Source organism: Spirosoma horti, assembly GCF_054776595.1.
In genome coordinates this window covers 502056-528068 of record NZ_BAAHBQ010000006.1, presented here as the reverse complement: position 1 = coordinate 528068, position 26013 = coordinate 502056, and the positions used below count along the sequence as shown (strand labels likewise).

Here is a 26013-nt window from a genome sequence, read left to right as displayed (position 1 = left end):
ATGACTGAGACAATTTTCGACAACTGGGGCCGCTCGTTTGTGTTGCCCGGGGTGTATTCCGACTTCGCGCCGTTTTGCCGACTCGTCCACATTGCGACCGATGGCACCCGAACTCCGTTTGATCTGGAAGAGGAACCGATCGGCTGGTCGTCGGCAAAATTTACCCTCAAGCGGGGCGACATGCACGGGGTCAATCACGAATATACGACCTCCGAAACTGCCCTCGAATTCAATAACTTTTCGGGTCGCGACTTCGTAGAGTCGATTTTTCGCGCAGAGGGCGAGGACGCCGATTTACTGTTTCAGGCTGGTATCGTCGTGCCTGCTATACCCGGCCCGGCTGGCGTCGGCGTGGACGGCTTCGAGGTGATCGAATACGAAGGCCGGCTCAACCTGTCGACGCGCAAAACGTCACAACGGCGGGTGACGGGGGCGCTGGAACGAAACACCCTGCAAAGCCGGGTACTGGCCCGCTGGGAGACGGCCGTTAATCTCTCGACGAGCCGCACCCTCGACGGTGCCCAGATCACACCGCCCACGTTTCAGAGTATTCCGTTGACCGCTCAGTCGCTCGACGAGCGGTTTACCTGTAACGTGACGGGCGGCAAAAGTGTGGAGCAATCGTTTCAGGGTGACACCAACGGGCATCTGTGGGTACAGTTTGACACGAGCCAGCCCCAGGTATCCGAGATCGAGGAGTTTGCGGGTGGTCGGCCGATGGGCCTCTCCGAGTCGGACGGACCAATGGTGAACGACGAGTGGCTGTTCAAATTCAAATCGAGCGGCATTCGCACCGTGACGGTTGAGGTCGGCTATCAACTGGGTTTCAGTGTCAAAAAGCGCACGGTCAGCATTGGAGCCGCCAAAGTAACGGGTTACCAGCAAAATACGCGGTTGACGCTGGTACGCGCCGATGGCAGCAAACAGGATTGGGATATAACGACACCCCAGGCTGAAGGCCAGGGCAAACGCCCGCCACGCGGAGACTATCGGGAAGCGGACGTGCTGATCGTATCGGCGGGCAAACTCAGTCTCGACATTGACACCAAGCCCGGTGACAAGCTGTTTCTGTACGGATTTCTCTCGTTTACCCACAACAAAAACGAGTTGCAGCAAACGGCGGTTCGACTCAAGGTCACTACCACCCGCATTACCGTTTCCGGCAAATCCACCAACTCAGCCACGTCGGCCCGTTGTCTGCCCGTTGGCGATGCGCTCAATCAGGCGCTTACGGTCATTACCGGCAAAACCGACCGGTTTCGCTCAAACTACTACGGGTTGGCGTCAGATCGGTATCCGGTCGATGGATGCGGAGCGCGCCGGGTACTGCTCAATGGGTTTGCCATCCGGCAGTTTAAGCCACTGGAGCGGCCCCTGACCATTTCCATGCAGGACACGGTCGAGAGCCTGTCGGTCATTGACTGCATGGGTGTCGCGTTTGGCTACGAACTGGACGATACCGGCACACCGGTAGAAATCGTTCGGATGGAGCCCGTACAGGAGTTTTACCGGCCCGTCGAACTGCTGAGGCTTGATGAGGTGTCCGACTACAAAGAGGAGACGATTGCCAGCGAGATTTATAGCACCGTGGAGGTCGGTTACCAGCAATGGGCCGAGGACGGCGCGGGCTCGCTGGAAGAGATGTTTACCACCCACCAGGTGACGACACCCATTCGGCACGAAAGCGCAAAGAAGCCCCTTACCAGTAAACTCATTGCCTCCTCGCTGGCTATCGAACAAACGCGCAGGGAGCAGTTTACCGACACGCCAAAGGATTCGACCAGCTTCGACGAAAAGGCGTTCATCGTACAGTGTAAGCCCATACCTGCCTATTCGGGTATCGTGACTTTTGTCCGGGGCTTTCTCTATTCCATCGTGGAAGTGCCCACCGTGATTTCGTGGCTGACGGTTGGCCAGAGTATAACCATATCCGGCTCTGTCCAGAATTCGGGTACCTACCGGGTCACCTTCATTTCGGACGCATCTAAACGACCATGGACGTTTTACGTCGCCGAGGACATCGTCGATGAGACAGTCATGGTCGCCGGGATTGCTCCGGCCGCTGGCGGCTTGTCACTTCAGCCCGAAACCGGGGCCGACTTCGACACCGTTACGGGTCTGGTGTCGCCGGGCGATACGCTCAACCTGAGACTTTCGCCGGGCCGGATGCTCCTGCAGAATGCGCCGGTTTGGGCCGGGTGTCTGATCAACAAGGACAAGTTTAACGCTATCAACAAACAGCCGCTGACCGAAACGGGGCTCATCGGCGTTGGTTTCGCGCAAGTCGCGTTTTTCAATGAGGTAATAACGAATATTTACGTACCCTGGCTGGCGGCTGGTATGACGGTACAGATCAGTGGCGACACCACTAACGTGGGTACGTTTACCGTGCTGGCTGTGGCTGCTCCCGATTATCAACCGTGGGCCTTTTTTGTCAAGGAGCAACTAACGCCCGGCTCGGGTAATGCCGTCAATATCTCGTTTGGCAGCATTTCGACCGACGATCTGTACGCAGCGGTAAACAAGACCAAGATTCCCAACAACAAATCGGTTGTCACGGTCTTGCCTCCGGGAGACAGTTGCGGCAAAGCGGGCCGGGTCTCCGAGTCGGCACCTGTCGCGGTGGACGAGTTGATCGACGACTTACTCTACCTGCCCAGACTCATTAAGTTTTCGGTCAGGCTCTCTCACCAGCAAACCCAGCGACTCCGCCTTGGCCATACCGGACAGTTACCGCCCGAAACCGACGACAATGGCGATCCGGTCAACGCCAACTACGGCTATATAAGCCTGTTAAACGAAAGTGGCATCCGGGTCGCGGGGTTTCTCAGTAGCGTAGAGTATAGCCGCGATGACGAGAAGGCCATTTTTGAACTCCGCCAAACGGCGTTAGATTTAGGAGACACGACTTCAGGGCTGGATTGCGGACAGTTCGCCGGATGGACACTCGAACAGGCTCAAGCGGCCGACGAGCGGACCAGACGACGAATCGAATTATGTCGATTTATCGACGTTGACCCGCTATAGCCAATGGCCCAAAGCCCGCAAAAAATCCCCGATCAAAACATCATCCGGACGGTCAAAGAGGTGGTTAACGCCAACGCCGACCTCTTGATCGTCTCCGGATCCGCGACCGATACCGGTTTTACGCTGACCACCGAAGGGGGCGACGAAATTCCGGTCGACCTGACTGAGAAATTCTACACCCGCGAGGAGGCCCTAAACTCGACCGACGTGCCTTTAGCCAGCGAGGAGCAGTCGGGACGTGTCCAGATTGTGACCAATCCGGAGGCCATCAAGGCCGAGGACGACAGTAAGGCCATGACGGCTTTAAAAACGCTCCAGCTGATTCTGTCGCTGGGTATTCCGCGTTTTGATTTGTCGGACGCCACAAACGGGCAATCGCTCATTATCGAACTGAACGAGGGCGAACTGACCATCAAGCCCGGCAGCGCCAAAGTAACGCTAGCGAGTCTGCTCGCCGGTTCGACCACCGCCGAAATAGACGCGTTTCTGTTCGCCCTTTACAATTCTTCCTCTCCCCGAACGAAAGCCAAGTTTTGCGAAATGGCGCTCAGTTGCGCGATTCAGCCGAGCCTCACGGTCGTATCAATCGACGACCTATACTCACTCGTCGCCGATACGGTCGATACAATTCCAGTTTACATGCTTCGACTCGACGCCAATGTATGCGGAATAAATGGCTCGTATGGCGAGTTGCGCGGTTGGGTCGCCAACCTGACCGACCTATCGACGCCCGCGTCGGTTCGTATCGAGGTTGACGGTACGATCGTCGGCACGATAACGGCCAACGTATCGCGGCCCGATGTTCGCGACGCCCTGGTCGCACAGAATCACCCGACAACGGCCGTCACCTTTGGGTTTACCTTCCCCAAACCCGCCCGGTTCAACGACGGCAAGCCGCATACGTGGCGCGTATTTGGGGGCACAAGCTCGACCGAAGCGACCAGCGATACAGGGGCGCTAAATACAATCACATGCGGAGCCGTCGCCAACACAGCGCCGAGGGTTGTCAACGCGCAACCGGACGTACTGATTACCACGCCGGGCGATCAGACCATTACTCTTGTCGCGGGCGAATTCGCCACGGATAACCCGAACGACAGTATTACGATCATTCCGAAAAAATACGACGGCGGAGCCAACACGGAACTACCCTTGCCGCTCGGCCTTACCTACGATCCGGCGACGCGCGGGCTTAAAATCGCGGGCTCTTTTGCGAATACGGCCTTTGTCATTCGCAACAAGGGCGTCAACTCGTTCGGACTGGCAACGAACGACGATTGGTTATTAACGGTCAATCGTCCGATTAATCCCTGCAATAACTATTTCGCTTTAACCGAGGAGCAGATTACCGCCCTACCGATTGTCATCATTTACGAGTATTCCGATAACGCGGTTCCAATGGGCGGACTGTCTTACACCGTGAGACCATTTGCCAGTCGGGCCGAGGCACTCGCTAACATCGGAATAGCCAACTCAAAGTCACAGTTTGACTCGTGCCGGGCTACAACCAACGCGCTCAACATCGGCGACACGCTTTACGGCGACGATCGACCCGAACATATCACAGACGGCACATTCTACCGCTGGCCCGTTGAGGCTGGATTCTGGGGCTTTAATCTGGTCGCACCACAGGGCGGCAATAATGGCTCTTACGTACTTATCCAAACCTCCCAATGTGGCATTGTCACGAGCCGGGAGACAATTCCCCTTATCGCTAACTAAGTATGGCACTAACAGAAAACGACTATTGCCGGGTAACTCTGAGCGACGGTTCGCACCGTTATTTACCCGTCGCCCTGGGTACGTCGTGCGGCCAGCGGCCAACGATCGCCCAGGCACAAGCCGCCCTCGGCACGATGCTAGAGGAAGGCTTTGTGCCGAGCGACTTTCACCTCGTCTCAAAAGGGTGTGTCCTGAGTCAGATCGTCGTGGAAGGCGATAATTCAGGGTATACCGAAAACGGCGAGCCGTTGCCCTCCGGCGATGGCTTCGACACGTCGTACACGTTCGAGCGGGCCGGGAGTGACTTTGCCGGACATAATTTTGTTAGCACTCCCGCGCCAATCCTGACGCCGGTCGTTCAGTCCAAACCGCGGCCAACGGGCAACCATTACGCATTCGCGGCTCAAACGGCCCTAAATACGGCCCTCGCCAAACGGATACCGCAGTTTGCGCCCCACAGTAGCAAGATCCTGATTTACCCAGGCGGGCTGTATACCCTCGATACCGACAACGCCTTTATCGGTCGTGGTTGGACGCATACCAGCGAATCGGCGCAGTGGCCCAATGGGCAAGCCTACCCGGCGCAGTTCAAACGGGCACTCGAATACGCCAACTATGCAGCGGCCAAACGAGCGGCTGATATACTAGCCTCGCAACAACCTGGACACCCCAGCATTCAGAAATTGTACGACTGGTCAACACTAAACCCGGCTTACGAAGGCGATCACCTGTTTATCGACGACGAGGACACTTGCAAACTGTATGCCGCACAGTGGTATATCGACTTTTTGCAGCTCGACAAAAAAGGTGGGGGCGTCGAGTACTTCTCGGTAAACCACGAGATCTGGAAAATTCGCGAGGGTAGTCCATACGATTACGTCGCGCAGTGGTATCGACAAGTTGGCTGGATTACCAAAGAGATTATTCGACTTGCCGCATTAGACGGTACGCCGATGAAATCGGGAATGTCCGATTTCGGGAATTTATGCGCCACCGGCCCGTATTTTTTCGACGATAACGATTCGGCGACCGGATACCCGAAATACCTCAGCTTCGGCACGATTAACGAGCCCTACCGGGGCGGCTCGCAGAACGCACCGCTCGGCGCGAATAGTGATCTCGGCGCATTGGTCCTCGCAGGCAAAGCATTCGCGGGCGTCGGTCACTACATGCAGCACACCACGGACGGCCAATCGCTGTTCGAGAAAAATAACGACGGCACAATCAAGGTTGTGGACGGTAAACCCGTTTGGCGGACTGACAAACGGGCCGCGACGATCTGTGGTCAAGCGACTGTCATCTACAAAGATGACAATGAACTTGCCATGATTAAACGGTATGGCTACGAGGCCGGAAACTATGCCAATCAGTTTTTCCGCGCCGGTAGTGTGCATTTGCCGTTGTCAACCCTTCGGGGCTCTGGTTACGAAAATGTACGATTCCTTGAGCAATTTCGACTCGATACGGAGTCTCAGTCAGGCTCGACGCTCGAATCGACCGGCCTCAACCAAGCCGAGTTCGACATGCTCAACTCGCGGCCTCTATACCCAAATTGGACGGAAGGCAACGCGATCAGAATGTATCTAAAGTCGGACTACGTTCGGGGCTGGATGGATTCGCAACCTAGAACCGATTTAGGGGCCGACAATAACAAACAGTCGAAGGCCCGAGCCAGCGTCGAAATCTACGCGAAGGGATTCCAGCGAGCCGCGAACCTGAATTGGATTTTCGACACGCCGTACAAACCCCTGGTTCCGAAACTCTGGCTCAAAAATCAGGGCATTGTCTCAAATCCCGACCCCGACGAGCATTTTGCCCGAAAGCCCATTCTCGACGGTGGAGTCGCCATGTATCAGGGCAAGCCTACTATATGGATGCGTGGCGAATGGCCCTGTCAGGATGAGGACCGGACAACGAGTGTACTCATTTGGGCAAAGAAAAACGGCCTGTTCACGCCCGCTTACGAACTGCATTTGGTCGGCCGCACAACGACACTCGAATACTGGCAGTTGCCGGATGAATTCGCCACGATTGACCCAAAAGACGTTTTCGCGCAATTCGATAGCCTATTGGACGAAAAAATAACGTGGTGTTTTGATTACCGCGAACCCAAGATCACCGATCACCCAACCCCGCCCGCACTGGCAGACTAATCAATCAAAATGAAAAAGACCAAAACACTTCTGTTACTTCTCTGTTCGCTCTGGTCGGTTCTCACGCTCGGCCAGGGCACACAGGTATTTACGATCGCACCCGCGACGGGTTTCGCTGGTACGCCCTACCAAATCAAGTTTGTCCGCGACAAAAGCAAATATCCGCTCAACGACGCGGGCCTGTCGGCGCTGAAAAACGATGTAGCCCTCGGCAAACTGAACCTGACCGTTGTCGCGTCGGGTTGCGTCATTCCGGCCGGGACCATTCCGCCCCTTATCGCGCCGACGTGTAGTTATTCGGTTTCGGCGCCTAGCTGGCTGACGGGCTTGCAGTATAAGCACGACGGCACGACAATGACCGTTCAGACCGCGGGCGATGTCTCGTTTATTGCCTTTGACACTTCGCCAAAAACGACGTTTACCGCAACCAATCCGGATGGCGTGCCGATCGCGTCGGGCGACTTTAAGGGTTACGCCCAGATCTCGAACGGGATTTATACCCGGCAATGGCAGATCAACAAAGCGCCGACCTCGTTTAGTATAACCGCCAAAAACAGCGCGGGCGCGACGTATTCGAAAGTGTTTTCGGCCACGACGGGCGCGAACTTTATCAGCCTGATTGGTACGACGACCGATCCGCCGAGTTCGACGACGACCTCGCCGGGCTCCGGTACGGGCGTCAGCGATGGCGATTTCGTGGCGGGCGCGTTCAACTTTACCGATCTCGCTCCGGCGTCGATTCCTGGCGATTTTCGGCCGTCGCTCGAAACGGACAAAATAAAAGTTACGCTCGATCTACGCGAAGGCACGCAGCCAAATAACGGCCTCGCGGGCGGTATTCGGTATTTCACCGACAAGACGAGCGGCAACAATACGATTAGTATGCCGGTCTTTCAAACCGGCTCGGGCAATGATTACGGGTTTCCGCTCGGCACGACCGACGACGGCCGCGGGATTAACGAATGTTTGTACCGTTACCCGGCTCCGTGGACTTACAACGGCGTATTTCTCGGCATCGGCGACAATGTAAATGAATCGGGCGACGTAAGGGAACACCCGAGCCGGTTGATTTCCTACGGCAACGACGGAACAACGCTATTTACGGCGATCGAGCCGAACCAATGGGACGGCGACGGGCTGAGGACTGGCGATGTCTTTAAAAAATGGATTCGCGTCAACGGAAACGAAATGCGCGTTTGGTACGAATCCAAATTCAACCGAACAAGCGCAACCGGCGCGAATGAACGGCAGGAATCCCGGTTCCAGGAGGCCCCTTGTGATTACCTAAACGGCAACTATTCGACCGTTTATTTCTACGATGGCGACTCGCCTTACTCTAATGGCAGTCCGCGGAACTTCCGACTCGACGACAACTCCGGCATGACGCCGGGGGCCACGTTCATGACGGAAAATTGGATGGCCGGTTGTGACCCGGCGACGGGCCGTTGTCAGGGCATTATCCTGGAAACGCCCGCGGGTCAGATGGGCCAATTTCAGTCGAAGGGCTCCTATAACGCCGAGGGTAGTTTGCTGTCGTCTACCTACATCGCGTACTATCCGTTTCAGATGATTGATTACAATATCAAATGGCGGCATTCGGTCATTTTCGTTGTCGGTACGCTCGACGAAATTCGCGCCAAAGCCTATCAGTATACGAGTTGGAAACGCACCCTCGAATACCGTTTCAACAAATCCGGCCGTCAGGGCTGGGGCGGTCGCTGGTTTAATGATGGCGGCTACAAAGAAAGCCGTTCGACCTGGGGGCCGATCACATGGACGAGCAACGAGGGCGAGATCGTAACGCCCGCCGTTGCCCTCGACGGCTCAATCAAGAAACAATACGTCAAGTACAGGTATGTTTCATCGACGCGCCAGAACGTGAATATGGTCGTTCGCTGGATGCGTGCCCGCCAATCGGGCGGCAACACGAACGGGACGGCCTTATGGAACCAACGTTTTCCCGAGGGCGCGGCCGTTGGCGACGATTACGCCAAAACGTTCTCGCTGATTGCTGACGGACAATGGCACGTCAAAGAACTTGATTTCTCCGATCGGCCGCAGTGGCGGCAAATTATCACCCAAGTACGGTACACCAACGACGGCTCGGCCGCGGTCGGCGAAAGCCTGGAGGTCGAATGGATCTCGGGCAGCGTAAACGGCCCGGCCAACTAATCAAAAACCAATCACTACCTAAATGAGAAAGATTCTTTTATCTATGCTGGTCGGGCTTACGTGCCTGACCAGCCTCGCCCAGACGACAAGTAAAACCGGGACCGTTTACGAGACGATTCGTTCGGTTTTTCCCGGCAATCCCGACGCGTTTACCGTTACGTTTGATTCGTCTGACTCACTCAAAACGGTCTCGGTCAACACCTACTATGTAACGGGCGGCATCGCGCCGAGCTACGCACAGCCAACCGTAACGCGAACCGGGTTATCTGTCTCGATTAACTTTCCGAATGTAAGCCTGATACCGAGTCAGGCCCGCGTAAAACTCAAGATCGGTGACGCCGTTAAACAGGTTTGGCGGTATGATGTCAGCGAGACTAATACGATCAAAACCAACCCGTCGAGCCTCACAATTACGAATTATGTTGTCGGCGGAGCGGATTCGTTTTCCGACCTAAAGAACGTTCCGCCTTATTTGTCGCAAGCGAACATACAGGCAAAAGCCCCTCAGTCGGCCATCGATGCGATTAACGACAATCTGATTAAAAAAAAATCGTGGGTTCCCGTAGCCGATCGCACCGCGTTATTACAGGTTTCACCTATCCCGAACACGCTCCTTGAAGTGGTCGTTTCGTCCGATTCCAAGTACGGCAATGGATTAACCATCTATAATATAATGCCAAACGGCGACCGCTATCTAGTCTCATTTCTTACCGTAAAAGACAATTAAGGCAACTATGAAAACGCTTTTAGTTCTGCTTCTTTCGCTTACTTCTTTTCTGCTAAAGGCTCAGTCGCCAACACTGGGCCAAACAGCGGACGATATTTTTCGGCAGCAACCCAACTCGCCCGGCCTCTCACCCCGGCATTATCGCAATCAGGACAGTGTAGCCGTGAATATAACACTACCGGCCACAGTCACCGGGGTAAAGTCGCTGACGACAAGTCAGATTTTTCAACGTATGAAACGGCTCGCCAAAAAAGCGGCCGTCTCAAATCCGTTAATAAACGCGCCGTATTCAGGGACTGCGACGACGTTCATCACTTCGACCGAGAGTACGACGGGCATTTGGGCGAGTACGGTAAAGAGTCAGTTTTCTAACATGACCGCGCAACCAAACCTTGCGCCGTTCACTTTCCGAGGGGGCGTTCCGGCTCTTGTTGGCGGATCATCTGTACAGCTTGTCGCGGTCAATACGGGCGCAGCGGGAACGGTCGCCACACAAGTAACGCCCGCGCTGGAATTTATGAGCGATGCGCCGTATTTCGCTATCTCGTTTTACAGCGCAAACGCCACCATTCGGCAGTATTACCGACTGTTCATCAACGACCAGCTTTATAGCTCAAGCGGGCAGCGCGTTCCCTATGCCGATTCACTGACAAACGTAAATGCGAATAACGATTTGCACGTCATTGGCTTGACCGGGGTAAATAAGATTCGTATCGAGTGGGGCTTGTATCCGGTACTTAGGTATATAAAAATTCCTACCAATTATTCGACATGGCAAGTCGATCTCGAAGATAACGTAAAGGTTGGCTGGATTGGCGACAGTTATTCCAGCACAGGACACAGCGCCAGTGTCGGGCATCCAAAGCAGTTCACGCACAATAACATTGCAGCTATAACCGGCTACCTGTTAGGCTGGGACGTTACCTGTATCGCGATTGGAGGTACTGGATACGTGAATACGAACTCAGGGGCAAATACGACCTATGGCGACCCGAACCGGCTTAAAATGCTGGACCTTCAAAACTTCGATGCGGTCGTTTTTTGGGGCAGTGTAAACGATACAGGTTCACCCACTTTACAGAGTAATGCACTGGCCGCATGGCAGGGAGTCAGGGCAAAGCTACCTAACGCCCCGATTATCATCTATCTCGTCCCGGTCAATGTGAATCAAAGTTCAGGCTTTAGTACAACCAAAGAAAACTATCTGAAAGCAGCATTTGCTCAGTTTAACGACTCCAATAGTTATTTAATACCCATTACAACCGACTCGAATGGATCTTGGATAACGGATGCCAGCGCAACGATGTATACCGATATAGACATTGTGCATCCGACAACGTACATAAAAAGTCCTGCAACAATGCCTGGTACAGTATACTATGGCTATCGTGATATGCAGGCATTTGTCAGACAGGTGCTAAATCAATACAGGTAGTCAGACAATCAGCCCAAAAGGTTTGCCTCTACTCCTTAGTCAATAACTCAACTCACTCTCTCAATGCTCGAAGCCCTCAATAAACTAAAAGCCGTACCTGGTGAGGCATTTCTAGTGCTTGCTCTGTTTGCCGGAGCGACCATCCACGCGATTCGGCAGAAACAAATACCAGTCGCCGAGGGACTGACCGGGGCCATCGTCTCGTTTACGTCAGGGTTCTTCGGCTTTAAAATGCTGAGTTACTTCTTTCCGGCGTTCGCGCTCGACGACGTGTGGATGTTTGGCTTTCCCATCGCCTACGGGGCTAACTACTGGCTCGGCGGCATGGACACGGTGGGCGCCCAGATCCGCGACACGCCGGTACAGACGATTGTCTCCTGGCTCGGCATTTTTGCCGATGAGGTCATTAGTAAATACGATAAGATCGCCGAACGATTCAAACCAAAACCAAACGCTTAAAATCAATGGAAAATACCGCACTCCTTCAGTCTGGTCTTATTCTGGCAACCATCGCGCTCTATGCCGTTTGCCTGACAACGCACAATACGAGCAAGGCCCTGATGGGTAGTCTCTACGCTCTGACGCTGTCGACGTTTGTCAGCTTCGTCTGCCTCCGCTGGATTCCGGCGCTTTTCTACGACGTGCTAGCGTTCACCTTTTTAATGCTCACCGTTTCGGCGGGTCTGGGAGCGTACAACAATTTCTGGCAACCGGAAACCAATCGGGCCAAAGTAGGGGCTAAAGTGGCCTACTCGGTTGCCGCGTTTCTGCTACTGGCTATCATCCTTTGGTCATTTGATAATTACCGGAGCCAGCGGACCGAAAAGGTTCTCAATAACGTAGCCACAAAGGTCGATACCATTGCAGCGGGTCAGAAGCAGAACCGGGTCAAGATTTCCAAGATCGAAACCAAGCTCGATACCCTGGCTAAAAGTGACACCATGCTCGCCAAAACGGTCGAGGCAACCAAATCGGAGTTGTGGGACAAAACCGATCAGAGCGCGAATGAGATTAAAGACGGCCTCTCGACGCTCAGTCTTCAGCAACACCGGATGAATACGGACCGCCAAAAACAGAAACCAAAATGAGCCGTCAAGCCAAACTCCCCCTCTGGATCGTCTCGGGCCTTCTCTTTGTGGCCGGTAGCCTGCTCTGTTCGATGGCCAGCGCGCAAACCTATTGCGATACCCTCGCTCACGACAACGTGATCCTCAACCGGCTGGTGAATGAGCAGGACGCCCTGCTCGCGGCCCGTAGCGAGACGATCAAAACGCTGAAAGTCCGTGTGTCGCTGGCTGACTCGTCGAGCGAGGCCATCCGCACCCAGGCGAATAAAACGATTGTGTCGCTCACCGAGCAGCGCAATACGGCGACGGCGCGGGCCGATAAAGCAGAGGCCAAAGTAGCAGCCGTTGATGGCAAACAGCCCAAAACGTGGGCGGGCAAACAACTCCGGAAGGCCCGAGATGGTCTGGCTGTTCTTGGCGCCGTTGCAGCCGCTTACATCACCTTAAACCTCGTTCTGTAATGGCAAATTTTGAGATTGGCTATCCGATCACCTCTGGCCACGAGGGCGGCTACGCTAACAATAAGCTCGATACCGGGGGCGAGACGTACGCCGGTATTTCGCGGGTCTGGAATCCCGATTGGCCCGGCTGGAAGATCGTCGACGCGGCCAAAAAGCAAACCAGCGACGTCGATCAGATTGACGCCATACTGGCCAGGAACGAAGACTTACAGGCTGACATCGCTAAGTTCTACAAACAGAATTATTGGGATGTCAACCGATTGGATGCCCTGACGAATCAGGCCATTGCCAATAAGCTCTACGACGTAGGCGTCAATATGGGCGTCGGCCGGGCGTCGCGGATGCTGCAGGAGGCTCTGAATCTGACCAACAATAATGGCCGCTCGTATCCCGACATGGTGATCGACGGCATCGTCGGACCTAAGACGGTCACCTATACAAATAGTCACCCACGCCCGGGGCTGTTACTGGGTGTATTGAAAGCCTTACAGGGCGAACGATATTTAAATATTATGCGGAATAACCCACCGCAGGAGGCTTTTGCAGCGAGTTGGTTTAGTCGGGTCTAGTTGATTTATGGGTTTATTGAATGGTAAAAAGCCCGGCTCATTGATGAAGCCGGGCTTTTTTTTTCTATACTTTAATGCTGTTCTTTTTTAGAAGCGCGATTACAAATTTTAACGGAATAATGACGCCTAGTCCTGAATTATACAGAGTGGCTGACTGCAAATTTGATATAATTTCTATAAGTTCTTTTGTCTCAGGATTTGCAGTTGCTTTGTACAGATTATTCAGTTTGTCTAGGGTTGCCTGATTAGAAGCTTGCAGGTTTGCAACCTCCTGTTGAGCAAACAAAAAGGCAACTGCAACACCAATAATCTCGCCTGTCTGAGCTAGATAGGCAGGCCCGCCACTATTACCGTGATTAATTTGAACATCAGCGAAATATGCATGATCAGGGAAGTCGCCAGGGGGCGTTTTATATGCGTTTTGTCCGAATATGCTAGCAACAACTCCGCTATTTGTTATTAATACCGGCTGATTAAGGGGGTATCCTGACACAGCAATAGCTTGTCCATCTACTAGGGGTTTTCGGGAAAGTTTAGGTTTGCCATAATATATTTTAGAATCAACCCCATTATAAGAAACTATAGGCTGCACTCCACCTTTAAAAGGGTTGACTCTCAATTTAATTAACGCTAGATCATGGTAAGTATCTACGTCAATAACAACGCCCTCAATTTGAGTGAAATTTCCCATGATGCTCACATTTTCATTTACTAAGTTTGCTGATGCAAGATCTACTTGCACTACACTATTAGGCCCAGTGTAGGAACCCTCAACTACGTGAAAATTAGTTATTACATAGCCCTCTTCACTTACGAAGAAACCACTACCTGTACCTGAAGCGGAGGTGATCTTGACTACACATTTTTTTACTTCATCAATGGATTTTGGAAGATTGCTTGAATACGTGACGACGTGTTTCATAGAAGCCTGTTTTGTTTTGGGTTGACCGAAAATGGTTAGTGGAAAGAAGAAAAGCACTAAAAGTCTATTCATTGTGGTATGGATGATAAAGTAAGTAGTTAACATTAGTTAGCAATAAGACAATAAAAAAGCCCGGCTACTTATAGCCGGGCTTTTTTATGTTAATAAAATTGAACGTAGATAAACTTACTCAATCGGATTGATGCCGAAAATCTCGACGACTGGCTGACCATCGACGTTAGAAAATGCAATTCTATTTACAAAGGCTCGGCTAGTTTAGTTGTTTTATGGGCTTAATGAATACCCAAAGCCTGCCCATTTTACTGGCAGGCCTTTTTGTTTACTATGCGGCCAGAAATGTCGGCACGTTTAGTAATAATTCGGATTATGATTAGGCGGGCAAATGGCTAATAGACAGAGCGTTAAGAGTTCAATTAGAAAGAAGAGGGGTTTTGCTTGGTAACAAGCCATTGCGTGAGTCTGTGGGAAAGGGTACTTTTGAGTATGGGAACGCCCAAAAAAAGGCGTAACCAGTGGTTAGTCTGGCTACGCCGGATTGCTGAGGTAGTGGGACTACTGATCAGCACGGAAGTAGCGGTCAATGGAGGTATAGATTTGGCGATCAGAATCCTTGGCCTGCTACATTACTAACAATGACCCGGCACCAATTGGTGCTGGGTTTTTTGTTGTCTTACGAAGAACTCTACTTGATGAAGTTTACAAAGTAAGTTTTACCAAGTAGAATTTACTTTGTAAAGTTGAGGATTCGATTTGAAGAATCAAAGGTTTTCAAAGGTTTTCAAATGTGGCTCGCGGATTAACTATCTATCGGATTGACCCCAAACACCTCGACAACCGGCTGACCGCCGACGACGCGCAGAAAGATTATACCTCCGTTTTTGCGTATACTCTTCGTCATGGAAATCAAGCCGCTAGGCCGATTAAACATAAATCGGTTGTCTGCCTTTCCAAACAATATCTCGCTTAAACGTTAGCAGGGAGCAGTAAGATAGCCAGAGTTGTTATACTGTTGTAATAATTTTTCTGTATGCTGATATAACTCGTTTAGTTGTTTCTGAGTACAATTTTCCTGTTTGTAACCATTCCATTCAGATTCATGAAAACGTACTTTAATTATTCCGTCGTCCTGCAAAGCCGCATCAAAAAACACTACATCCGCATTGATCTTTTCGGCTAGCCGAAAGATATTGGGTGAGTACTCCCCACCTAGCACTTTATCGACTAGGACAACAATAGACCCCCCGTCCTGCAATACGGTTTTGGCCTTTTGCAATACATAGGGCCCAGTACGTGCAGCAGCCACCTTCTCGGTGACTCCCCAAACGGAAATAGAATTAATAACACCAGGATCAGCCGCCAATGCCAACGTTGGCTTAAAATTATGCTCCATCAAATGCCGTAAAGCCACTTTGACAAGGGGTATATGAGTAGAGCAAAGAATTACCCCTTTAGGCCTTGGCTTACGTAATACTTCTATTCCCTGAGCTAGAATCGGAATCGGAAAAGGTTTACCACCATGAGTCATAACAGCCAAAAAGTAATTCAACTTGATGGCATGATTAATGGCGACTGTATTTTTATATTTTTTTTGCTCCCGCGTAAAAGTTGGTATTCCAGAAATTGTAACTACCAAATCAGATGCCTTGGCTAACACACCAGATGCCATATAAGCGGCTCTATACCATTTACTTTGAGGTAATACGTGAGTAATTGTAATAGCTGAAGACTTTAGAATAGATCGAAATAGTTGCATATTTGTCAATATTGGTTAACTACAAATTATAAAAATACTATATTAATAAACTTATTTCTAAATAAATTTATTTAAGGGAGGATATTTATTTGCATATCATATGTCAAATAACTTAAACAAAAGTGTAAGGCTTTTTATGCCTCTTGATCAGGAGCGTTGCTTTTGATTGCGGCGGAATACCCAGAAAGAGGAATGAAACTTGCGGGCGTGGTTCTGCTTATGCACCTGGCCACGAAAGCGGCTACGGGCAAACAGGATGAACAGATCGACCGCTTTAAAGCCTGCATCCTTGGCCAGAGATAATACTTCGTCGTGGATAAAGTAATTACTCCGGCCGTGTACAAAGTCCTGGCATTTGAATACTACAATTCCGCGTGGTTTAACCACGCGGGCAAACTCGACGAGAGACTTTTTGTAATGCTCCCGCAGTTCGGTAATCGTCCGGTAGCCGCCATACTTCTGACTCATGACGTATTCCTCGCTCTCCTTATGGTTTGACACCACGAACGGCGGATCGAACATCAACGATTTGACACTCCGATCACCCAGCGGTAAGGCCCGAGAGTCTCCGGTAACGGCTTCGGGTTTCTTTGGCGCAATGTCAAAGCAGTATTTCGGGCGGGCAATGGCTTTGTAAAACTCACCGTAGCCGTAGGTCGCGTCGCAGTCGAATGTGTTGCCGGCAACATATAGCGTCAGAATCGACTGTAAAATCTCGTCCTGATCGAAGGCAATGGACTTGATTTCGGGGGCAATCTGTAGCTGCTGACCGGGCCGGGTTGGTTTGGGTTTTCTCTCGACGAGCGGGGCAAGGGGCTGATTGAATAGGTCGGTCATGGTGTGGTTGTTAAAATAGTTTGCCCTGCTCGCCAACAGCCCTGCCTTTTTCGGTTTTTAATCGCTCAAGGGTGCGCTCCATAACAGAGATGCGTCGTTCGGCTTCGGCCGGTTTTAGCTTTGGATTGGGGCCTTTGCTCCAGTCGGGATATACGCGCCGTCTAACATTTAATTCCCGCTGTAATTCCTTGATTTCATCGTCTATTGTAATTGTGGTTGCCATATTAGGTAGGGTTAAAGACTGACCAGGCAAAAACACCTGGTCAGTGCTGAATCAGTGCATTCATATACTATCGTTAGGCCGCTACGTCGGCAGGCTCATCAAGGAGTCGGGTATTACCGGCTGGCAGTTCGCGGACGCGTTCCAGGTGGTCAGCGTCGTCGTGCTGGCCATTATTGAGGTCTTCGGCCTCGACAGCCACGATACCGTTATGGATGACCATTGCGGTAATGGCGTTCGGATCAGATTGAGGCTGGTCGCTGTTAGGGTATTTGGCCGACCCGTCTTTATTGAAAATGGTACTTTCGACCCGTTCGGCTTCAACGTAGCCGTGATCGCCTAAATAATCCTGACGGTTACGGAAATCGTCGACCAGATCCTGACGGAGTTTGTCGTAGAGGCCCAGTATTTTCAGCTCCTCAACTTTCTTGATTTTAAAACTTGCCTGACTGCCCTTGTACGTTGCCCGGACACGTTCATCGGCATTGCGGGTACTGGAGGCATTGAGCAGATGTTTCTCCGTCCGCTTCTTATCGACGCCATCGACGATAACTGTAACCAGATAGAACTGAGTCCAGTCTTCCGACGACGCTTTGATGTAGACGTCGGTCAGGCCGCGCAGCTTGGAAATATCCAGATCGTTTTCTTTGATCCGGTCTTGCAGGGCTTCGAGCGCCGTCTTTTCGACATCGCCATAAGTGACACCGTGAAAGGCATATTCTTCGGAAACTTTGGTTCGTTTATCGTCGATGTCGGCGTAAAAGTTAGCCGTGACCTTGTACCACATAAGCATAATTGACAGGGGTTTATCGGTGAAAATTTGGGTTTACAGATTCAGAAAAGCGGCTCGTATCGCGTCGCGAACGTCCTGGTTAATCCGGGCACTTACACCGGTATAGAGCAGACATTCCTGAGCGTCCCATTTATCGACTTTGGGGTGATACAGATTGACCGTATAGCCGTTGGCTCTCAGGACGTGGATAATGGCGAAGCCCGCTCCGAAGTTGGTGCCCACGTCGACACCTCGTTGAAACATATAGCCCTCGCGAGCCGCTGCACTCCATTTCTCGAAGTCTTTTGGCAGGCTTTCTTTTTTGCGTTTGTGCATGCCCTTATTGAGCCAGCCAGCCTCAACGAAGAATTCGCAATCGTCCTTGTTCAGTTCGAAGCAAGCTTCCTGTAAAGCCGTGAAGTCGAAGGCGACGTGCATAACAAACCGGCCGAGTTGCCGATCATAAACGGCGTAACCCGAATCGTTTTTGTCGGGATCTATTCCGATCACGTACCGGCGCTTTTTGCGGTTTATAGGCATTTGGTAGCTCATTGGTCGGTTTCGTCTTGAGGTTCACTACTTGTTTTGCTGGCGAAATACTGCTCCTTGAAATTGTGGTAGTTATGCCGCTCCCGTCGCTCCTGTTGGTCCTCCAATCGTTTCTGAGTCTCCCTTTTCTGCTGGAGTGTGGGTTCGCCGTCCGCGAAACGCTGATAGCTTTGCCGAACCGCGTCGACCGAGAGTCGGTTGTCGTTTTCGTTCTGGTGCTGCTCCTCGCTTCGTCCGCGTTCACAAAGGGCAAGTCGCTCGGTCGTATCGTAAGCCAGTAGCCAGCCTTCCAGAATTTCCAGATCAAGCCGGTTGTACACTTTCCCATAGCGGCCGGAGCGGCCCTGGTCGAACGCATAGGCGATTTCCTCGGGTTTGAAATACCAGAAGGACTTGGTAATGTGCCGGGCGGCATCGAGCATCTGGGCCGGATTCATTCGCGGCACATTCAACGCGTCATTGGTTAAGCCAATCAGAATTAATAAGGCTTTCAACAGCGTCGATTCATCCGTTTTACGAAGAACTGAAAGCTGAGTGCCGTTTTTAAGGACATCGGGCAGGCCGTTGGCTGTAATCGCACTCAGGCCAATACCGACCGCCATAATGTGACCGGCCCGCATTTGCTGAAGCCGATTGACTTCCATTGGATTCTGCTGGGCGAGGGCCGTCCCGATCTGGTCATCCGTTGAGACCACCCGCTTTAGCAAGGGCATCAACGAGATTGAAGGCTGTTTCGTAGTCTGCACTTCCGTAGCGGTTGGCGTGGGCTGAACCGGTATAGCCGTTTGGGTTGGTTGCAGGTTGGTTTCCATGTTGAGGTTGATTTTCTAAGGCTTTTTTGATGTCACGTTCATTCCAGGAATTGAGTCGTATTTCGATGTCCCACTGATTTTGGGTTCGCCACTTTTCGACGCCGATCTGAACCGGATCGCCTTTCTGGTTTTTACTCGTCCAGTACCGCAGGAAAGGCAAGTAGATGTGCAGCGGGAACTGATCGGGGAACTGGGTGTAGTAGGTGACCACATCGGCCTGCAACACGCCGTCGCCGTAGACTTTCCCGGCTGGAATGGGTATCGGTTTTGGGGAAGGGGGGCGGGCGGAACTGGGGGTTAGGGCCTGCCCTTTTTTTTCTTCTGGGTCAACAAAAATTTCAATCGCGACCGCGTCGTTTTCCGCGTCGTGGTTTAAGGTTTGAGGTTTAAGGTTTGTAGGTTTATTGTTTATAGTAATAGCGTCAAGTGGGTTGTTACATGCCTTGTTACATGCCTCGTCAAGTGGGTTGTTACATGGCTCATCAAATTTTGACACGGCGTTTTCAGGTGCCTTGTTACGTGCCTTGTTAAGTGGTATGTCAAAATTTGACAGGGCGTCGCCGTTTGGTTTGTCAAGTGGGTTGTTAAGTGGCTCGTCAAAATCTGACAGAGCGAGCAGCCACGGTACATACTGGTTTGCCCCTTTTTGGCGGATGCGTACAAAGCCCCAGGTTTGTAGATCGGACAGCGTATCCTTATAGGTATTGTACGACCGTACTCCGATGGCTGTCATCGCATATTGCGGTGCCATTTCGAAGGTTTCGGCCCAGTCAACCCGGTTACAGGCTTCGACAAACCAGCCGTAAAGTGCCGCGTGTGCTGGTGTATGGTGCCCCGAGTAGCGGAAACACCAGTCATACCAGCGACGCGTAAGAGTATAGCCGTCCATTAGCGAAACGTTTAAGAAAATAGAGCAGTAATCACTGGCCAGAAATAGCCAATCGCGAAAGCGAACATGCAGACGGCCAGTAGACCGATAGTGACAAATACGCCCACTTCGGGGCCGGGTTCGTGTTTAGGAATGTGCATAGGGGTAGGGGCTAAAAGGGTGTATTGCGGCTCGGTCCGTCGAAACTCCAGTCGGGCCGTTCCTGATCCAGATCGAGCCGAGCCGACAGGGAGGAAATGGCGTCGTGATAGGCGTAGCAGTGCAGTAGCGTCTGATTGTCCGCGTTCGTCGTCCGCAGGAGCGCCAGTTCGAGCCGAAAGCGGTAAAAAGCCCAGTCGCGCCGGTTATGCGTCGACTGTTTGAATTCATCCTGATAAATCGTTTCGGCACGTTTGCGGGCTTCGTTGTACAGGGCGAGGCCGGTTAGTTTTCGCTCGAACATCCTGACATCGAATCCGGCAAAGAGCAGTTCGAGGTCAAATTGATTGTGTTCGAGGTTGTCGAGCCAGCCTTCGGGTAATTCGTGCCAGAAGAGTTCGATAAACTGGTGAGCCTCGCGTTTGGCTAGGGCGTGGAGTGTCTTCATGCTGGGCTGGTTGCGATAAGGCCGAAGGCAAGCAGCATAAGGACCGTGATGACAAAAAGAATACCGGCAACCTCAGCCCTCCGATTGCGAATTGAGCGCCACTCGCGACGAGCCCAGCGACGCAGCCGGTACACCCAAACCGGCCAGTCGAGCGGACGGGGGAACTGCTCGCGAAAAAAGACGCCAAGTTGATAGCGGAATCGAATGACGTTGAGGAGAATTAAAAGCAGAGCGACAGCGGCCCAAATTTTCAGCATTAACATGACGAAAAGGAGTTAGCCCGGTGTGAGCCGGGCGGTGAGGATTAGGAAGCGATTAGCGCGTTGATTTCGCCGACGAGCAGAAATACGACAGAGTCGATTGACATTCTCGACCGGACGGCAATGCTGAGGGGGTGCCATTCGTAGCGGGGGCTCCAGCCGTCCTCGTCGTAGTCGTGACCGGAAACAACCTCGACTTTGTATTCCAGAGCCCGGTAGCCGCGCTCCTTGTTATCGTCGATAAACTCAATCGTTCTGCAACCGTAAGGGCGAGCCACTTCGATGGCTTCGTCGAGTGGTGAGAAATCCTGCTCCAGATCCATTTCGAAGAGCGTAGGGGCTTTGGGAGTCGTTAGCGTTTGCATACATTTGTCTCGGTTGAATGTGATAGGCCCCGTTCTTGCTTCCCGGCAGCGGGGCCTGTTTTGTTTGTCGATTCAAATGTAATCATTTGATTTCATTTAACAAGAGCTAGTGTAATCAAATGATTATTATTTGGCAAATTTTTTTAGCGGTCTACTTCGTATTATGTCAGCTTGTGGCTAATTCGGGACTCTCAAGCTCTTTTTGTAGCGTATCAAAGATGCCCGGCCGTTCCTCTTCACAAACTTGATAAGCCGCCAGCCAGATGTCCTGCTTATTCCCTTTTCGGTAGATTATTAAATTTAGAGCCATCTTCTCCGGGACTTTTTTGCCCATGAGAGTGAGTTTTTCTTCGATTTTCCGGCGAAAACAGGAGATTTTGACTCCTTTCGTGCCGACCGCCTGTCCCGTCAAAATATCGTACAAAAGCTCGCGTTCGCCTTTTGTAAAGATTTTACTTGCGTTTTCCATCGGTTTGATTACATTTGAAATCATTTAATAGCCTAATTATAGGAACAAATGTAATTAAATGATTTTAATATGCAATCATTTGATATAAACTCAATACAGCTTATGGAAGAAAAAGTGGTAGAGAAGGGCGACGCCTATACAATGGGGTTCGTTGTCCAGAAAGGAGGCTCCGAGGAAGTTGCCCGTCGAACAGGAATCAACCGGCAAACGATGCGTCAGGTTGCTACGGGTCGAAACTCGCCCAGTTTCGATTTCATTATGAAAATGATTGCGACCTATCCTGATTACGATATACGATCAAGCGTTCGAAAGCCTAAAGCTGCCGCTTCGGCTGGTGTGAGCGATCAGGAGGATTACTCAGATCAGTCGGAAGTAAAGGAGTCAGCCTTGCCGGATGTGCCTAATCAGCTACTCGTCGTTCAAAATGAAGGCCTCAAGCGTGAAAACGAGTTGCTCCGGCAAACGGTCGAAATACTTCGAAATGTGGTTAGTACCCAGATGGGAAAAGACCTTGAGTCAAAAAGTGAGTCCGTTAACGATCCCACTCGGGGCAAACAGTTAGCTATTGGATTAAACTGGGGAATCAAAAAAGTCGAAAACTCGATGATAAAAATTCCCTTTACCAGCGTTCGGCCGATGAGTCGCACCTGGCCTTATCCAGTACGACGTCAGCCCTAAGCGTTAACGGTCAGATTGGGCAATTGGCCTGATTCGTGGAAGAAAATAGCGGGTTTTGCGCACACTTTCGCGCACACCCCCAATGTTAGTAAAAATGGGCTTTGATAATCAGGGATTAACGATTGTTTTTTGTTCCCGTATCGGTCACTGTCCAATGACTAAAAAGCCCACCCGAAAAGGTGGGCTTTTTTTATGTCCCTGTGCTGGCTTTATTCGAATCAAAACCAAAAGTTGTGGAGCGCTTTATACTCTTCTCAATTGATAGCAAGGAGTGTTTTACAGGGATAGTAAGCATGTATTCATTTGAAAAGAAAGTGTTATATCAGGCTTTTCGTGAATATCTTGATGCTGATAGTAAATTTTCTTCCCGTAGTTGAACACTATGAAAGCAGTTATACGACGATTATTATTTTTACAAGAGCTAACCACCTTTTAAAAGTTTGTACTTTCCTCCAAATTGATGTACGATAGGAAATAGGCTCAGTCTGTATAAATTGACTCTAAATTTTAGGATATAAACCATCTCTCCACAGTCAGCCATGCTGGACATCTTCAAACATAGCCTCTGGTCTCAATTTGGAGCCAGTATTGACTCTTTGAAAAACGCTATCGAAATGTGGCCGGAAAAATATTGGTATACGGATACTCAATTTTTTTACATTTCATACCATTGCTTGATCATGTTGGATTATTATCTGACTATTCCCTACACTGGTGAGTTTTCCTCTACGTTGCCATTTACTTTTTCCAAGCCTGGCGTGCAAGTTGAAGGTGTCTTGGGAGATATGGTCCCGAATCGGATCTACTTGAAATCTGAAATGCTGGCGAGTTTGGATACGACACGTACAAAGTGCAGGGACTTTATCGAAAGTCTAACTGAAGAGAAAATGAACGAGCGTTGGATCGAAGGACCAGAAGAATATGATATGAATTATGCAGTGCCTGAAATTCTATTTTATAATATGCGGCACGTTCAACATCATGTTGCTCAACTTAATATGATTTTACGTCAGAAGCTTGATCAATCACCAGGCTGGGTGTTTCGGGCTGACAGACATTGATTGGCCTTCAAAATGATTTCCTTGTAGATCATAGCGTAGGGTCGTCGCATGACTCAGATGATAAAAAAAGAGAAGTAGAAAGTAAAAGCGCTGCATAAATGACATAGTCTTTATGCAGCGCTTTTACTTTCTACGAGTTGGAATTGCTGGGAATACGTGCAATGCCGTAAACCTATCTTAATCGCATAGACAATCCAGCGCGTATACTGTCAATCTGAATCCGTCGCCTGTAATTACGATCTGCTGTTGGCCAGAATATTGTCGACGGTTACTGGTAAATCGCGATACCGTACGCCCGTGGCGTGGTAAATGGCGCTGGTCAGCGCCGATGTACTACCCACAATGCCCATTTCACCAATTCCCTTTACACCAGCTGGATTGACCAATTCGTCATCTTCAGCAATAAAAATAGTGTCGATCTCACCAATGTCGGCATTAACGGGAATATGGTATTCAGCCAGATTGGGATTCATTATACGACCCATACGGGGATCGCGCAGGGTTTCTTCGTGGAGGGTCATGCCCAGGCCCCAGATCATCCCACCCAGCAGTTGGCTACGGGCCGTTTTTTCATTGACGATCTTTCCCGCCGATACTACCGACAGCATCCGCGACATTCGAACCTCGCCCAGGGCTTCATCAACCCGAACTTCGGCGAAAATGGCCCCGAAACCGTACATGGAGTACTTATTCTTCTCTGCACCCGCCTTCGACTCCTGCATCTCTTCCAGAGGTTTGCCCCCGTTGCGTTTCAGCAGAGTGCTCAGCGTTTCACCTTTGCGAGGATCTGACTTCCGGTAAAGCCGCCCCTTTTCGATCCCGATTTCTGATTCCGGCGATGCGTAAAGGGGGGACTTGGTATCATTCAGCGCCATCTTTTTCGCTTTCGTCAAAACCTCCCGGGCTACCTGCACAACGGCTGAACCCGTCGTAACTGTTGTCCGGGACCCACCGGATCCTATGGCTTCAGGATAACGGGTGTCACCGGCGGCCAGCGTAACCAGATCGGGCGAGATGTCAAACACCTCGGCTACCAGTTGCGTCAGGATGGTAAATGTCCCGGTTCCCAGGTCCTGTGTGGCTGTTTCTACCCGCAGAGTTCCATCGGCATTCAGCTGCACTTTGGCCGACGACTCACCCCGGTTAACCGGATAAACAGTTGTTGCCATCCCCATACCAATTAAGTGATTGCCATCCCGCATGGATCGGGGTTCGGCCTTGCGCTTAAACCAGCCAAACTGTTCGGCACCCCGTTCGTAACACGCCCGAAGTGACTTACTGGAGAATGGCAGATTCTTGTGTAAGTCCGTTTCTGCATAGTTTTTAAGCCGTAGTGTCAGCGGGTCCATCTTCAGCAGCGCGGCTATTTCGTCGACAGCGGACTCCAGCACAAATACACCCGACGCTTCGCCAGGTGCCCGCATGGGTGAAGTGAGACCGATGTTAGCGCGGATAAATTTATGGGTCGTTTCCTGATTGGGAACGGCGTAGAGCATACGGCTGATGACGCCGGAAGGTTCGGCAAATTCATCGAAATCGTCTGTCTGCGAAACGGTGTGGTGTGCCATTGCGGTAAACTGACCATCAGCTTTGGCACCCAGTGTAAAGCGTTGTACAGTAGCCGATCGTGAGCCCACCATCCCAAACATGTGTTCCCGTTTGAGTACCAGTCTAACGGGCCGGTTAATGAATTTGGCCGCTAGTGGTCCCAGCATATTTTGTGAGAAAACGGTCCCCTTACTGCCAAAGCCTCCACCGATATACTGGCAAATCACCCGAACGTTTTCTTTCGGAATGCCAAATAATTCCGCTACTCGTTTCTGCGTAGATGAAACCGCCTGTGTTGCCGTATACATCGTGAGCTTGTCGCCTTCCCAATAGGAAACCAAGGCATGCGGTTCTAGGGGGTTATGAATCTGGGTAGGCGTTCGGTAGGTGGCCTCAAAACGACTTGTTGCCTGGTCCATTCCTGCTTTCATATCGCCCCGAAGCGTATCGATCTGGTCATCCCCGCGAGGCAACCGGCTAGGTCTGACGGCCTTATCCAGATTGGCAGGTAGTTCAGGTTTAAGCGGTTCGGTATCGTAGGTGACCCGCACACAATCGGCGCCTTCGGTAGCCGCTTCGAAAGTTTCGCCCAAGACCAGGGCAATGGGCTGATTATTATAATGCACCTGGTTATCCTGAAACACATGTAATACCCGATCTGTCGCCTGTTCCGAGTTCTTATTCTTATCGGTCCCACCTATTTTGGGTACGTTTTCGTGCGACATTACGCCCAGTACGCCGGCAACTTTCAAGGCGGCACTCGTGTCGATTTGGCGGATGCGTCCATGCGCAATCGTACTCATCACCAAAACACCATGTACCAGATTGGATCGTTTGATATCAGCCGAGTAGCGGGCTGTACCCGTTACTTTCTCCTTGCCGTCGATTCGGTTAATTGGATCACCAATAAGTTTCTTTGCCATATTGTTAAAAGGCGA

General features: G+C 51.1%; 26 protein-coding genes. 12 read left to right on the top strand and 14 right to left on the bottom strand.

The window, feature by feature from the left end; all coding sequences use genetic code 11:
- The 10 genes from ACYVAM_RS20830 to ACYVAM_RS20785 all read left to right on the top strand — a co-directional run bounded on the left by ACYVAM_RS20830 (position 1) and on the right by ACYVAM_RS20785 (position 13333).
- Complete coding sequence (locus ACYVAM_RS20830) at positions 1-3027, top strand: hypothetical protein (protein WP_461070567.1); 3027 nt, start codon at positions 1-3, stop codon at positions 3025-3027.
- Positions 3028-3030: 3 nt separating this feature from the next.
- Positions 3031-4749, top strand: a complete 1719-nt coding sequence (locus ACYVAM_RS20825) for a hypothetical protein (RefSeq protein WP_461070565.1) — start codon at positions 3031-3033, stop codon at positions 4747-4749.
- 2 nt (positions 4750-4751) lie between these two features.
- Complete coding sequence (locus ACYVAM_RS20820; protein WP_461070563.1) at positions 4752-6902, top strand: hypothetical protein; 2151 nt, start codon at positions 4752-4754, stop codon at positions 6900-6902.
- Between the two features lie 9 nt (positions 6903-6911).
- Entirely contained in the window at positions 6912-9074 is a 2163-nt protein-coding gene (locus ACYVAM_RS20815; protein WP_461070561.1) for a hypothetical protein, read from the top strand.
- A 22-nt stretch (positions 9075-9096) separates the two neighbouring features.
- The gene (locus ACYVAM_RS20810; RefSeq protein WP_461070559.1) at positions 9097-9801 is read left to right on the top strand and encodes a hypothetical protein; all 705 of its coding nucleotides are present in this window, start codon (positions 9097-9099) and stop codon (positions 9799-9801) included.
- A gap of 7 nt (positions 9802-9808) precedes the next feature.
- Complete coding sequence (locus ACYVAM_RS20805; RefSeq protein ID WP_461070557.1) at positions 9809-11236, top strand: SGNH/GDSL hydrolase family protein; 1428 nt, start codon at positions 9809-9811, stop codon at positions 11234-11236.
- Positions 11237-11299: 63 nt separating this feature from the next.
- Positions 11300-11695 carry a hypothetical protein gene (locus ACYVAM_RS20800; RefSeq protein ID WP_461070555.1) on the top strand — a complete coding sequence of 132 codons (396 nt, stop codon included), beginning with the start codon at positions 11300-11302 and terminating at the stop codon, positions 11693-11695.
- A 5-nt stretch (positions 11696-11700) separates the two neighbouring features.
- The gene (locus tag ACYVAM_RS20795) at positions 11701-12324 is read left to right on the top strand and encodes a hypothetical protein (RefSeq protein ID WP_461070553.1); all 624 of its coding nucleotides are present in this window, start codon (positions 11701-11703) and stop codon (positions 12322-12324) included.
- Positions 12321-12764: a hypothetical protein gene (locus ACYVAM_RS20790; RefSeq protein ID WP_461070551.1), complete on the top strand. Its 444-nt coding sequence runs from the start codon at positions 12321-12323 to the stop codon at positions 12762-12764. Before ACYVAM_RS20795 ends, ACYVAM_RS20790 begins: the two co-directional genes overlap by 4 nt.
- Complete coding sequence (locus ACYVAM_RS20785; RefSeq protein WP_461070549.1) at positions 12764-13333, top strand: glycoside hydrolase family 108 protein; 570 nt, start codon at positions 12764-12766, stop codon at positions 13331-13333. Before ACYVAM_RS20790 ends, ACYVAM_RS20785 begins: the two co-directional genes overlap by 1 nt.
- Before the next feature lie 64 nt (positions 13334-13397).
- Here the strand turns inward: ACYVAM_RS20785 and ACYVAM_RS20780 are convergent, their stop codons facing one another.
- The 13 genes from ACYVAM_RS20780 to ACYVAM_RS20720 form a co-directional block, all read right to left on the bottom strand.
- Positions 13398-14327: a S1 family peptidase gene (locus ACYVAM_RS20780; protein ID WP_461070547.1), complete on the bottom strand. Its 930-nt coding sequence runs from the start codon at positions 14325-14327 to the stop codon at positions 13398-13400.
- A 919-nt stretch (positions 14328-15246) separates the two neighbouring features.
- Complete coding sequence (locus tag ACYVAM_RS20775) at positions 15247-16029, bottom strand: hypothetical protein (RefSeq protein WP_461070545.1); 783 nt, start codon at positions 16027-16029, stop codon at positions 15247-15249.
- A gap of 147 nt (positions 16030-16176) precedes the next feature.
- On the bottom strand, positions 16177-16866 hold the full coding sequence (locus tag ACYVAM_RS20770) for a class I SAM-dependent methyltransferase (protein ID WP_461070543.1): 690 nt from the start codon (positions 16864-16866) through the stop codon (positions 16177-16179).
- Positions 16867-16876: 10 nt separating this feature from the next.
- Positions 16877-17089 (bottom strand): hypothetical protein, encoded by a 213-nt coding sequence (locus ACYVAM_RS20765; protein ID WP_461070541.1) that lies wholly within the window; start codon positions 17087-17089, stop codon positions 16877-16879.
- Positions 17090-17162: 73 nt separating this feature from the next.
- Positions 17163-17879, bottom strand: coding sequence for a DUF4494 family protein (locus ACYVAM_RS20760; protein WP_461070539.1), 717 nt, complete (start codon positions 17877-17879; stop codon positions 17163-17165).
- A gap of 33 nt (positions 17880-17912) precedes the next feature.
- A complete protein-coding gene (locus tag ACYVAM_RS20755) occupies positions 17913-18410 on the bottom strand; it encodes a hypothetical protein (protein WP_461070537.1) in 498 nt (165 codons plus the stop codon).
- Complete coding sequence (locus ACYVAM_RS20750) at positions 18407-19120, bottom strand: hypothetical protein (protein ID WP_461070535.1); 714 nt, start codon at positions 19118-19120, stop codon at positions 18407-18409. Before ACYVAM_RS20750 ends, ACYVAM_RS20755 begins: the two co-directional genes overlap by 4 nt.
- Positions 19086-20108, bottom strand: a complete 1023-nt coding sequence (locus ACYVAM_RS20745; protein ID WP_461070534.1) for a hypothetical protein — start codon at positions 20106-20108, stop codon at positions 19086-19088. The genes ACYVAM_RS20750 and ACYVAM_RS20745 overlap by 35 nt, the downstream gene beginning before the upstream one ends.
- A gap of 11 nt (positions 20109-20119) precedes the next feature.
- Positions 20120-20248 carry a hypothetical protein gene (locus tag ACYVAM_RS20740; RefSeq protein WP_461070532.1) on the bottom strand — a complete coding sequence of 43 codons (129 nt, stop codon included), beginning with the start codon at positions 20246-20248 and terminating at the stop codon, positions 20120-20122.
- 11 nt (positions 20249-20259) lie between these two features.
- Positions 20260-20694: a hypothetical protein gene (locus ACYVAM_RS20735; RefSeq protein WP_461070530.1), complete on the bottom strand. Its 435-nt coding sequence runs from the start codon at positions 20692-20694 to the stop codon at positions 20260-20262.
- Complete coding sequence (locus ACYVAM_RS20730) at positions 20691-20957, bottom strand: hypothetical protein (protein ID WP_461070528.1); 267 nt, start codon at positions 20955-20957, stop codon at positions 20691-20693. Before ACYVAM_RS20730 ends, ACYVAM_RS20735 begins: the two co-directional genes overlap by 4 nt.
- A 41-nt stretch (positions 20958-20998) precedes the next feature.
- Complete coding sequence (locus ACYVAM_RS20725; protein ID WP_461070526.1) at positions 20999-21319, bottom strand: hypothetical protein; 321 nt, start codon at positions 21317-21319, stop codon at positions 20999-21001.
- A 166-nt stretch (positions 21320-21485) separates the two neighbouring features.
- Complete coding sequence (locus ACYVAM_RS20720; RefSeq protein WP_461070525.1) at positions 21486-21788, bottom strand: hypothetical protein; 303 nt, start codon at positions 21786-21788, stop codon at positions 21486-21488.
- Positions 21789-21890: 102 nt separating this feature from the next.
- On the opposite strand from ACYVAM_RS20720, the gene ACYVAM_RS20715 reads away from it, so the two are divergent.
- Positions 21891-22466: a hypothetical protein gene (locus ACYVAM_RS20715; RefSeq protein ID WP_461070523.1), complete on the top strand. Its 576-nt coding sequence runs from the start codon at positions 21891-21893 to the stop codon at positions 22464-22466.
- A gap of 539 nt (positions 22467-23005) precedes the next feature.
- Positions 23006-23527 carry a DinB family protein gene (locus ACYVAM_RS20710; RefSeq protein WP_461070521.1) on the top strand — a complete coding sequence of 174 codons (522 nt, stop codon included), beginning with the start codon at positions 23006-23008 and terminating at the stop codon, positions 23525-23527.
- A 233-nt stretch (positions 23528-23760) separates the two neighbouring features.
- Here the strand turns inward: ACYVAM_RS20710 and ACYVAM_RS20705 are convergent, their stop codons facing one another.
- Entirely contained in the window at positions 23761-25998 is a 2238-nt protein-coding gene (locus ACYVAM_RS20705) for a xanthine dehydrogenase family protein molybdopterin-binding subunit (protein WP_461070519.1), read from the bottom strand.
- Between the last annotated feature and the right edge of the window lie 15 nt (positions 25999-26013).